At 59.3% G+C, this 11,554-nt stretch carries 10 protein-coding genes and 1 pseudogene; 9 read left to right on the forward strand and 2 right to left on the reverse strand.

What is annotated here, in order from left to right; genetic code table 11:
* Positions 1-59: 59 nt before the first annotated feature.
* The 4 genes and pseudogenes from DBP26_RS03215 to DBP26_RS03230 form a co-directional block, all read left to right on the forward strand.
* Positions 60-986: a LysR family transcriptional regulator gene (locus tag DBP26_RS03215; RefSeq protein ID WP_108236291.1), complete on the forward strand. Its 927-nt coding sequence runs from the start codon at positions 60-62 to the stop codon at positions 984-986.
* Between the two features lie 504 nt (positions 987-1,490).
* Entirely contained in the window at positions 1,491-2,336 is an 846-nt protein-coding gene (locus tag DBP26_RS03220) for an oxidoreductase (RefSeq protein ID WP_108236431.1), read from the forward strand.
* 12 nt (positions 2,337-2,348) lie between these two features.
* On the forward strand, positions 2,349-3,353 hold the full coding sequence (locus DBP26_RS03225; RefSeq protein ID WP_108236290.1) for a DMT family transporter: 1,005 nt from the start codon (positions 2,349-2,351) through the stop codon (positions 3,351-3,353).
* A gap of 178 nt (positions 3,354-3,531) precedes the next feature.
* Positions 3,532-3,960, forward strand: a pseudogene (locus DBP26_RS03230) (transporter substrate-binding domain-containing protein); the annotation flags it as partial.
* Between the two features lie 10 nt (positions 3,961-3,970).
* Here DBP26_RS03230 and DBP26_RS03235 read toward each other — a convergent pair.
* Together DBP26_RS03235 and DBP26_RS03240 are read right to left on the reverse strand one after the other, a co-directional pair.
* The gene (locus DBP26_RS03235; protein ID WP_108236288.1) at positions 3,971-4,903 is read right to left on the reverse strand and encodes a LysR substrate-binding domain-containing protein; all 933 of its coding nucleotides are present in this window, start codon (positions 4,901-4,903) and stop codon (positions 3,971-3,973) included.
* Between the two features lie 198 nt (positions 4,904-5,101).
* Entirely contained in the window at positions 5,102-6,025 is a 924-nt protein-coding gene (locus DBP26_RS03240) for a DMT family transporter (RefSeq protein WP_108236287.1), read from the reverse strand.
* Between the two features lie 158 nt (positions 6,026-6,183).
* Between DBP26_RS03240 and gcvA the strand changes: the two genes are divergently transcribed.
* The 5 genes from gcvA (at position 6,184) to DBP26_RS03265 (ending at position 11,524) form a co-directional block, all read left to right on the forward strand.
* The gene (gcvA, locus tag DBP26_RS03245; RefSeq protein ID WP_108236286.1) at positions 6,184-7,092 is read left to right on the forward strand and encodes a transcriptional regulator GcvA; all 909 of its coding nucleotides are present in this window, start codon (positions 6,184-6,186) and stop codon (positions 7,090-7,092) included.
* Between the two features lie 395 nt (positions 7,093-7,487).
* Entirely contained in the window at positions 7,488-7,931 is a 444-nt protein-coding gene (locus DBP26_RS03250; RefSeq protein ID WP_108236285.1) for a cupin domain-containing protein, read from the forward strand.
* Entirely contained in the window at positions 7,931-9,439 is a 1,509-nt protein-coding gene (locus tag DBP26_RS03255) for a methionine--tRNA ligase (RefSeq protein ID WP_108236284.1), read from the forward strand. Before DBP26_RS03250 ends, DBP26_RS03255 begins: the two co-directional genes overlap by 1 nt.
* Before the next feature lie 16 nt (positions 9,440-9,455).
* Positions 9,456-10,580 (forward strand): FAD-dependent oxidoreductase, encoded by a 1,125-nt coding sequence (locus DBP26_RS03260; RefSeq protein WP_158541416.1) that lies wholly within the window; start codon positions 9,456-9,458, stop codon positions 10,578-10,580.
* Positions 10,577-11,524 (forward strand): ABC transporter substrate-binding protein, encoded by a 948-nt coding sequence (locus DBP26_RS03265; protein WP_108236282.1) that lies wholly within the window; start codon positions 10,577-10,579, stop codon positions 11,522-11,524. The genes DBP26_RS03260 and DBP26_RS03265 overlap by 4 nt, the downstream gene beginning before the upstream one ends.
* The last annotated feature ends 30 nt before the right edge of the window (positions 11,525-11,554 follow it).

Genomic DNA, 11,554 nt, shown 5'->3' on the forward strand with positions numbered 1-11,554 from the left:
GATCACTTATGAACCTGGGCTGAACAATTTGTGCGCAGCCTCCCTCTATGGAGAAAAATATGCGCCAAGACCCACTGGACGGGCTGATTGCCTTTATCACGGTCGCCGAGACGAAGGGCTTTACATCAGCTGGTGTGAAGCTGGGTATCTCGACTTCGGCGGTCAGCCAGGCGGTTCGTACGCTGGAGAAGCGGCTTGGACGGGCGCTCTTCAACCGCACTACCCGTAGTACCAGCCTGACCGAGGATGGTGAGCGTTATCTGGAGCTGGTACAGCCTGCGGTTGAACAACTGATTGCCGCCTCCGCTGAAGTTGGTCGCGAATCAGTGTATCCATCCGGACAACTGCGCATAAACGTGTCGCGCGCCGGACATCTGATCGTGTTGCAGCCGATGCTGCGCCGCTTCATGGATAAGCACCCAGAAATAAGTGTCGAGGTGCGGGTCGAGAATCTGTTGGTCGATATCGTCTCTCAAGGATATGACGCCGGCATTCGCTTCGGCGAACTGGTCGAAAAGGACATGGTGGCTGTGCGCGTCGGGCCGGTAATGAGCACACATATCATATGTTCGCCGGGTTACCTTGAGCGGCACGGCGTGCCTGAGCATCCCTATGATCTGCGCGAGCACGACTGTATCAACTTTCGTCACACTACCACTGGAATGCTCGAACGCTGGGAGTTCGTCCGTGGCGACGAGAAGATCGATCTTATGGTGAACGGCCGTCTTACCGTCAACGACTCCGAAATCCTCGTGCGCTCGGCACTCGATGGACTGGGGATCGCGAATATGATTAACGGCTACATCGAGCCGTTCCTCGAAGACGGCCGCCTGGTGCGATTGCTGACCGACTGGAGCCCGCAGATTCCCTCGCTGCATCTGTATTACCCCAATCGGCGCCGCGTGCCGGCCAAACTGCGTGCATTGATCGACTTCCTACGCGCGGAGCGCGACATGCCCGCTCGGACCGGCGACCTGGTTCTCTAGCATGCGCTGGCCTGCGAGGCGTTAGCGACCATCCAGTGCCCTCGGCGCCAGGAGATCGAGCCAGCCGACCTGAGCATTGCTCCGGCGATTGAAGGCGTGCCGGTTCAGGCATTTTTGTGCTTGGGACAGGAAGCTGAAAGTTCGCCTGGATCTTGAGCCATGAAATTCTCCAATTGGTGCAAATCAAAACACTGGCCGAGTGGCGACCCGCCCCATGGGCTCAAGGTACTGCACAGTGCCATAGCGTGTTTTCCTTCGTTCGATGACCACGCAAACCAAGTTCGTGTGCCGAGCGGCAGAGTGGTTTGAACAGCGGACCGCGCAGGGACATGTGTTCGACTCGCGGGCATGGTCCAGCAAGACCGCAGCGGCGCACTGCGCCTGAAGCGAAGCTTACCGATGGCGATTACCAAGTTTATCTTCACAGGGTTTCGCCCAATTATCGGCTTATCGCAACGTCGGCAGGGAAATAAGGTAGAGGCCATCGTTGGAAAGGAGCCTGCTATGAACACTTCCGAACCTTCCCTACTGTTCTTCATTACTGGCGTATCATCCGGCTTCGGTCGCACTACCGCCGAGGCAGCGCTAGCCGCCGGGCATCGCGTCGTCGGTACCTTACGCAAAGAGGACGAGCGCGCCGCTTTTGAGGCGTTGTCGCCCGGAAAATCCCGGGGGGTATTGCTCGACGTCACCGATCACAAAGCGGTGCAGTCAACGGTGGATCGTATTGAGCGGGAAATAGGGGCGATCGACGTTCTCGTGAACAATGCCGGCTACGGTCATGAGGGCCTGATCGAAGAGTCCACTCTGGATGACCTGATCAGGCAGTTCGATGTCAACGTATTCGGTGCTGTCGCCGTCGCCAGGGCGGTGCTTCCGTACATGCGAGGTCGCCGCCGCGGTCACATCATCAACATCACTTCTATGGGCGGGATCGTCACCTTCCCAGGGCTGGGCTACTACCACAGCAGCAAGTTTGCCTTGGAGGGTTTGTCCGAGTCGCTGGGCAAGGAAGTGAAACACCTCGGCATCCATGTAACCGCCGTAGAGCCGGGAGCGTTTCGCACGGACTGGGCGGGACGCTCGATGGTTCGTGCTCCGCGCTCCATTGCTGAATACGACGAGGTGATGGATCCACTGCGTGCGAGGCGAATTAGAGACAGCGGCAACCAGCTTGGGGACCCCGCGAAGGCGGCTGCGGCCATCCTGACGTTGGTCGAGTCACCCACCCCCCCGGCGCATCTGTTGCTCGGCTCAGACGCGTTGCGCCTAGTGGAGGAGAAACTGGCTGTCCTGCGCGCGGAAATTGAGGCGTGGAAGCCTGTCACCTTGTCCACCGACTTCGAGTAATAGGCCGTTAGTATGTCCGACGCCGTTTTGGACCCGGTTGGACCACCCCCCAACCCAGCCAAGCTGACGCGGCATAGCCGTGTCGGTTTACTCTTCGGCGTACTTGCCGCTGTCATCTGGGGCGGTTTCCTGACCGTTTCACGTCACGGTATCGGCGAGGGGCTTCGTGGCAGCGACATGGCGTTCTTGCGCTATGGGACTGCCGGCCTGTTGCTGTTGCCAGTGTTGCTGCGACGATCCCCATTGACGCTCTGCGGTATCGGATGGTGCCGCAGCCTGGTGCTGACGCTATTAGCGGGGCCTTTATTCGTCCTCATCGGTGCCAGCGGTTACCTGTACGCCCCTCTCGCCCATGGCGCGGTGATCCAGCTCGGCGTGCTGACGCTGGCTAGTATCGCGCTGTCAGCCTGTTTTCTAGGCGAGCGTCTGCGAGCGTCGCGATTGGTGGGGCTGGTGGTGCTGGTCGCAGGGTTGGCAACGATCGCTGGACCAGCAATTTTTTCCGGGGGTTCGCTCGCATGGATCGGTGACCTGATGTTCGCCACAGCAGGCGCAATGTTCGCGACGTTCACCGTGCTGATAAGGCGCTGGAAGATCGCGCCACTCGACGCGACAGTCGTGGTGTCGGTGCTGTCGGCTGTCACATACTCGCCGTCCTACCTGTTGTTAGAGGGCACTGCGCGCATAGCCTCGGCGTCGCCCTCAATCCTAGTTGAACAGGTATTTGTGCAGGGTGTGCTGTCCGGCATCATCGCGTTATTCGCCTTCGCCCAAGCAGTCCAGCGGCTCGGAGCCGGGCGCGCCGCACTGTTCCCGGCGCTGGCACCCGCGGTCGCAATCCTGCTCGGCATTCCATTGATCGGCGAGTTGCCGACGGCGGGCCAGTGGCTGGGCTTGGGTATCGCTAGTACCGGGTTGCTGATTGCCTTGGTTACTCCGGCGGAGGCCTTTTCCTCACCTCCACCTGTCGACGCAGCCGGGGTTGCGGCGGTGATCTCTCCAAAAAGCCATTCATGAACTCAGGTGCGGCTTTTGGTGGGACCGGGTTGGCTTTTTCAACAGAGTCGGCCGTGAGCTGTGTATCGCGAATGGCGACGATGCGCCGGATACGGCTCGGGCGTTTCTCAAATGGTGTCGACTTCACCGACGCGCTATCGCTTGCTGGAAATAGATGCGCATTGTCAAGACGTCTGCGCAATGTCTTCTTCCCCACCTGGCGAGTGCTGCGCCGATCAATACGTTGGAGCAACTGATGCACGCGCCCCGGGTGACCACCCGGATCGCGGGGTCAGTACCCGACGCGCTGTTGGTGAAAGGCTTTTCCAATCTCGACAAGAGTGCCGCTGGGAGCGAACAGCTTTACCGCATGCTGTTGGCAGGACGTACCGATATCATCGTCGGCGATACGCCCGCAGGGGTGGCTTACTATGCCCATAAACTGAATGTTCCACCCGCCGCCCTGCGCAGGATACCAGTGGAAATGTATTGCTCTTCGCAGTACATCGCCTTTAGCCCTGACTCGGACGATGAGGTGGTGAACGCCTGGGCCAATGCGCTGGCCACCTTGCGCAACTCAGGTGCTTTGGCGAGGATTCAGCGACGATATGAACACTGGGTAAGGTAATGCCCTGTGTTCAGGCAACTTTGATTAGGCCTTCGGCGTCAGGCGTGGAGCGCTTCGCGGTTTTCCCCGCCTGCTGCTCTGCCCACTTCATGAACTCGACGATTGCCCACTCCTCTCGGCGCTCTTTGGCGCAGTACACGAAATAATCGAATTTCAGTTCTGAAGTGGCGTTGGTCACCTGTACGAGTCGTTTAGAGCGCAGCGCTTCGGAAGCGAAGACGTTGTTCACCAAAGCGATGCCTTGCCCTGCGCACGCTGCACTTATCAACAGGGATTCATCTCCGTAGCTTGAGCCTGCAATCATCTTTCGGTTATTCACACCAAACGCATTCATCCACACCTTCCAGTAATTGCGCTCCGTGTCTTGCAGCAGTGGGTAAGTGAGGCAGTCCTGTGGACTTTCGATCGTGCGTTGTTTGGCGAGCAGTTCCGGGCTGCACACAGGGATCAGGTACGACGACCAGAGACGGGTTGCATGGTTGTCCGGGCTGGCAGCCATTTCACGCTGGATAGCGATATCCACATGGCCATGCTTGAGGTCTGAGAGGCCGTTGCAGATCTGAATCGAAATTTCGATGGTCGGACACCGTTCCTTGAAATCCCCCAATGCCGGTATCAGCCATGAGCTGGCGATGGTTGAGGTGGTGCTGATCGCCAGGCGCGTTTGCCGCGGCTGCTTGAGGGCTGCGCTGGACCAGGCTTTTTCAATGACGTCGAAGGTATCAGCCAGCTCTTCGAACAAGCCACGGCCACTGGTCGTGAGCTGAATTCCTTTGGCGTCGCGCTCGAATAGCCGCTTGCCGATCTGGTCTTCCAGTCCCTTGATCTGCTGGCTGATCGCTGCTGGGGAAACGCACAGGTGATCCGCAGCGCGTTTCATGCTGCCGACCTTGCACACCTCGACGAAGGTGCGCAGGGCAATCAGCGGGATCGCTCTGCTCATCTTTTAGCCTCCGCGCTGGCGTCTGAGCCAATCATTCGAAGCATCGATGGGTCTGTCCATGTGGCCATGTTGAATACGTCCAGAAGCCTGTTGGTGTCTCACTGCGCCGCATGTGGATAAATACCCGGCACAGCCCCCTCCCGTCAGGCGCTGAAGCCAGCGCCCTATTAGGTTGTGGATAACTTGAACAGCTCGAGATCAGGTCGTTGCCGGCGTGTCCTGCGCTTTTGGAGCAGGTTTGGCCTTGCTCTGGCCGAGCACGAACCACACGGCCAGGCAAATCAGGCCGCCGCCGTACAGATGGCCGACGGACAGGTGCTCACCCAGAAATATGACGCCCCAGAGCACGCCGAACGGGGGAATCAGAAACGTCACGGTCAGTGAACGGACCGGTCCGATGTCGGCGATCAGGCGGAAGTAAAGAATGTAGGCACAGGCCGTGCAGATAAAGCCAACGGCTGCGAGAGACAGCCAGACTGTCGCGTCACCCCAACTGACCGGTGGGTTGACCACGGCGGAAATACCGAAGAAAGGGGCCAGGAACAATGTCGCGCCGACCTGACTGCCGAAGGCCACCAGTTTCGCGTCGAGCCCGCCCTGGTCGGCGATCCATTGTCGGGTGAGAAAACCGGCTGCACCGTAGCAACTGGTGGCGACCAGGCAAGCCACGGCCCCCATGACGACGGAACTGGTAAAGGTCATCGGCCCGGTGGTGGTCAAAAGGGAAATCCCCAACAGGCCGACCAATACGCCCGCCGCTTTTTTCGGCGTGAGGGAATCGTTGAAGAACATCGCGCCGATGAGAACGCCCATCAAGGGGGTGGTGGCATTCAGAATGGCGGAGTAACCGGCAGGGAGCAGCAAGGCTGCCATGCTGTACATCAAGAACGGGATGCCCGAATTGATCACGCCCAGGATCAAGGTGGCTTTGAATTTGCCGTTGAATTCATGATGCGTCTTGAGAATCGCCAGAATGACCAACAAGCCGATGGCACCCAGCAGCACGCGGAAGAACGCGGTGGGCAATGCACCCAGCACGGGCGCCGCCACTCGCATGAACAGAAAGCTGGCTCCCCAGATCGCTGCCAGGAGCAGTAACCGCACATAGTCAGATGGCCGCATGACACTTCCTTCCCGTCTTCAATGCGTTCAACAAAACGACTCGAAAGGTGTAGATTGACGCTCTTCGAGCCGGGGTGTGATGATTTCAACAGTGTCTGAACCCCCGCTCAAGCGAGCTTTTCTAACGCACATTAGATTTTCTTAACTCAAGGATCGGCATGAAATTCCCGCCCCTGTACGCCTTGCTTTGCTTTGAAGCGACGGGGCGTCACGCCAGCATGAAAAGCGCGGCGGGCGAGCTTTTCGTCACCCCTGCGGCCATCAGCCAGCAGATCGCCAAATTGGAAAAAGCCGTTGGCGTCACCTTGTTCATTCGTAATACCAAGCGTTTGGAGCTGACTCCGGAAGGCAAGATCTACTTGCGTGCCATTCGCCCGGCGCTGGGTCAGATTTCCGATGCCACACAGCGGTTGATGAGCGATAACGGTCCCAACACCATCACGGTCAGCTGCACCAGCGGCTTCGCCATGCAGTGGCTGTTGCCGCGTCTTCCGGATTTTCAAGCCTTGTGCCCCGGCATCGAGGTGCTGATCAGCACCACCAACCGGCTGGTGGATCTGCTTGGCGATGGTGTCGACTTCGCGGTGCGCCATGGGTTGGGGCGGTATCCAGGGCTGGAAGTCGAGATGCTGATCAATGACCGGCTGCAACCCGTCTGTGCACCCAGCCTGCTGCCGGAGTCGCGTTATCTGTCTTCCCCCATCGACCTGAAGAACTACAACCTGCTCCACGACGAGCATCGCGAAGACTGGGCCTTCTGGCTAAGGGCGGTAGGGATCGAGGACGCCGACGCGGCGGTTCAGCGGGGCTCGGTGTTCGTGGACTCCAATGGCGTGATCGAAGCGGCGTTGGCGGGCATGGGCATCGCATTGGTCCGCCGTTCGCTGATCCGGGAGGAGTTGGCCTCGGGGCGGCTGGTGGTGCCATTCCGCGCCACGATCGAGACCCCCATCGCCTACTACCTGGTTTACGACGAAACCGCCATCCTGCCCAAATCCAGCCGACAGTTCCGCGACTGGCTGGTGTCTGAGGCGATCGCCAGTCAGCGGGAATTCACCACCCGTTGAGTTGAGCGAACAGCGGGCTCTCTGGAAGTCAGTTGCCCTGCGCCCGTCTAGGCGATTGTCCTCGATTCGCGCGTTGCCCAACAATCCGCCTGTGGATAACCACAACTACGTGATCTGCGATGATCATTGTTGGCCCGTACAGCGTGCGCTATTCCACGTGACAGTTAAGTCCTGCTTCAGTGTTCAAAGTTGAAACACAGGGGCTGTAAAGCCACCCTAACTTGTTGATAAACATGATGATTAAGCAAAGTTGAGTTAAGTCAAACTTAACTGCTGATTGCGATTTTCTTGTTTGCGCCTGTCTACGGATTTCTTCAGTTTATCCCTCAACCCAACGGCGTCATTCAGCCGAAAAAACAACGGGCAGGGATGCCCCGCGCTGAAGGAGAAACTTCATGACAGACTTTCAAATATTCCGGCCCATGGCGTGGGACAAACTGGTCCATGAGTATGATCTGGACGGTTCCCGGCTGTTGCCCTGGAAGGGCTACCCTACCCCTATTGGGGGCGGTTGGTGCGTTGTACGCCCCGGCACCCAGTCTCTCTCGCACACCCAGATCGACCAGGAATTCTTCATCGGCATCAAGGGCAACGCGAAGCTGGTCGTGGGGGAAGAAACCTATCCTTTCACCATGGGCGATATCGCAGCCATCCCCAAACACACGGATCATTACGTCATCAACGATACCGACGAAGACTTTCACTTCTATGTGGTGTGGTGGGATCGCGACTCGGCCAATCGGTTTCTCGATGAAGATGCACAACAGGCCATGGCCCTCAATGAATTCGCCTTGCAGAAGGCGACCCTTCATAACGTTTCCGATCAGAGGGCTTCGTAATGGGCAAGCTTCTGGTCACCATCACCCCACCTACACCCAATGGCGATCTGCACATCGGGCACATGGCAGGCCCGTTTCTGGCGGCGGATATCTTCACCCGCGTTCAGCGTCAGCGAGGCCATGACTGCACATTGGTCTCGTACTCGGACGATTATCAGTCTTACCTGTTGCGTCGCGGGATCGAGCTGGATCGTGCGCCGCAGGAACTGGCGTTGGAGAACACCGACAAGATCAACGATACCCTGGCCAAGATGGGCATCGAAGTCGATTTCTGGATGCGCCCTTATCGCAACAACTACTTCAAGAGGGCCGTCGAGGAAACGTACGAAGCAGCGGTAAAGGCCGGAGCCATCTATAAGAAGGTCAGCCAGGAGCCCTATTGCGAACACTGTGACAAGTGGGGCTACGAGGCTTTCGGCCGCGGCAATTGCGATCATTGTGGATCGGACTCGGACGCGAGTCAGTGTGAAGAATGTGCGCACACACCCAATGCGTCGAAGATGAGTGGGTTTCACTGCAAGCTGTGCTCGGCGCAGATGATCTGGCGGCCTGTGGAACGCGAGTTCCTGGCGCTTTCGAATTTCCGCAGCCACCTCAAGAGTACGTTCGAGAACGCGCCGCTACGGCCCTTTATCCGTCGGTTCCTGAACGAGGAGTTCGAGATCGGCCCGATCGATTGGGCCATCACCCGCCCGCACGACGGCGGCCTCGACCTCAAGCCAGACGGCAGCCGCAGGATTCATACTTGGGCCATGGGGCTGTCGGGCTACCTGGGTGCCTTCCGCGAATACCTCAACGAGCATAAGCACGCCCCATGGGAGTACGACGAGTACTGTCGCTCTGGCAAAGGCCGGCTGGTGCATTTCCTTGGTTACGACTGCGCATTCAGCCACATGATGGTGTATCCGGCGTTGCTGCAGACGATGTACGGCTATCGCCTGCGTCAGACGTTTTATACCAACCAGTTCCTGACGCTGAATGGGAAAAACCTTTCGACCAGCCGTAACTATGCCATCTGGGCGCGGGATCTGGTCGCCGACGCCTGCACCGACAGCGCACGCTTTTATCTGGCGCTGATCGCGCCCGAACAGGACACCGATGACTTCGATGTGAACAAGTTCGCGACCTGGCGCGAGCAGACCTTCAACGAAGTACTCGCCAAACTGGCGGCCCAGGCCGAACGCGAACGCGTCGACGGCGACAGCCTCAAGGTGTCGTCGGCCGATGCCGCCGCGATCAAGTTGCTGGTCGCACGCTGGTTCGAAGTCACCTCCGTGGATCACTTCACCATGAAGGGCCTGGCGGTATTGCTCTCGGACGTGATCAACGCGGCGCGTGATCGCCAACTCCTCGGCAAGCGCATCTTGCCGTACATGGCGCTGATCGGTGCGATGGGCGCCCCGGTGTTTCCGGACCTCGCCCGACAGATCCTGCGCTATTGCCGCTTCACCGAGAATGAAGTGTTCCAGCAATTGGTGTACGTCAGCGCCGTCGAGTACGAGATCTGACCGAGGGCAGTCGCTGATGAAGACCTCATTCGATGTGATCGTGATCGGCGCGGGCGTCATGGGCGCCTCGATTGCTGCGGCATTGGTGGAGAATGGCCTGGACGTGGCCCTGATCGAAAAAGGAGTTGCCGGGGCTCAGGGCGCGACGCGAGACACTGGGGGGATCGTGCGCGGGCTGGAGCTGGATCCGGCGTTGCGCCCGTTGACCAGCCACCGTCCGCAGGATGACAGCACCGGCATCGTCCATTCCCTGTTCGCGCAGGCACTCAAACGCACGGGAGTGGCGTATATCGCCAGTTCCGATGTCTGCGGCCAGTATCTCGACGCGGTGGGCAGTGAAGGGACGCAGAACGTCGAACTGCATGCTTCGGTGGGGCCTCTGGACAACGGTCGTTTTTCGGCGCTGTGCCCGCAGGAATGCCTTTTGATCGAGCGCAACGGCGGGATCGTCGATGCGCGGGTGGCCGTGGCGAACCTTTGCCGGTACGTCCGCGAAAAGGCGACCTTCATTGACCATCTGGCGGTGGATCACTGCCGGGATGGGGGCGGCCAGGTCCAGGTCTTCGCCGGTCCGCTGTGCCTGACGGCGACATGGGCGGTCGATGCCAGTGGTGCCAATGGTCCCCTGGCCAGACCGCAGGGCGCGGTCCATGCGCGGACGATACCGTTCACCCGGATGGGGTGCGATCAATCGCCGAGCATGCCGGTCATTGCGCATCATTTGAATACCTATCTATTGCCACTGGGGCGCAGTGTGATGCAGGTCGGAGGGCAGCGACGGCAACGCGCTGGACATGCTGACCAGTTGAACCTTGCGAGTCTCGACAATGAACAGGATGTCGTCGAGCGTGTGGCGCGGCTTGGCTACGACGCGCATCACTGCTGGCCGTTGGTGACTCAAGTGGGCTGGGATGCCTATACCGATGATGGTCGGCCGCTGATCGGTCGCTTCAGTGACGACAGTCACCTCTACCTGGCAACCGGCTTCTGTGGCATAGGTTTCAAGATGGCGCCCAATGTCGCGGAACGTTTGGCGTATGAGTTGAGCAGCCTGATGGCGGGGGTAACTCTGGACAAGAGCCACTGCTCCACGATGCAGGCTTTCTGTCCTTCCCGCTTTACCGAGGTCGCCTTGTCATGATGCGCCTGGGAATCTGCGCGGCGCTGGACGTACGCACCACCTTGCACGCTCGAAGCTTTTTGCGCGGCGTCTATCTGTCGAGCCACTTGTTCAGCCATGTTCGTCGCGCTCAACACCTGTATTTCGACGACGGCGCCAGCGCCGAAGGCGGGCAAGCGGCTGCTGAACGGTTCATCGAGGCAGGGGTCGATGCGGTCATTGGGCACTTCGCATCCGAGTCCGCCGCCGCAGTCATCGAGCGTTATGCACAGGCGGGCATTCCGCTGATACTCCCAGCGTCCACCTGCGCCCGGCTGACTGAAGACGGGCGCACCACGTTCCGGGTATGCGCCTCCGATCGCAAACTGGCGCAGCAGCTTTTGGCCTTTGCGCAAGAGGCCGGATTGAGCAAGTTGGCGTTGTTCGCGGATGCCAGTCTCCACGGCCAAAGGCAACTGCTTGAATTGGAGCAGGGCGCAAGCTTATCCACAGTCCGCGTCGTGAGCGACCCTAACGAGGCTGACGCGTTGGTCTACTGCGGCCGCCTTAAAGCGAGCCACCAGTTCCTTGTGGATAACCGGGCGGCTGGATGTGAATTACCTCTGATCTTCACCGACGACGCAGCGTCCCCTGCGCTCGTCCAAGGCGTTGCCCGTCCTGGCACGATCTACGTGGTGAGTTTTCCGATTGCCAGCGATCTGGCGGAAGCGCAGGGCGTCGATCAGGTGTACCAGCGCTTCTACGGCGAGCACACCCCGGTCTACGCCATCGAAACCCTCGCTGCGTTTTCCCTCGTCGACGCGGCTGCTCGTCAGCGTCGCAATTTGCTGGATGCGCTGCGCTTCGACCACTTTTCCACACCCGCAGGCCCCGTCAGTTTCAGCAACGGGGAGAACGATCACGCCCGTGTTTCGCTTTGGGTCTACGCCGACAAGCGCGTCCATGAACGACGGCTGCTGAGTTGAACCGGGCCATTGGGCTCGCCACGTCTCATT

This window comes from Pseudomonas sp. RIT409 (assembly GCF_003052515.2).
Classification (GTDB): Bacteria; Pseudomonadota; Gammaproteobacteria; order Pseudomonadales; family Pseudomonadaceae; genus Aquipseudomonas.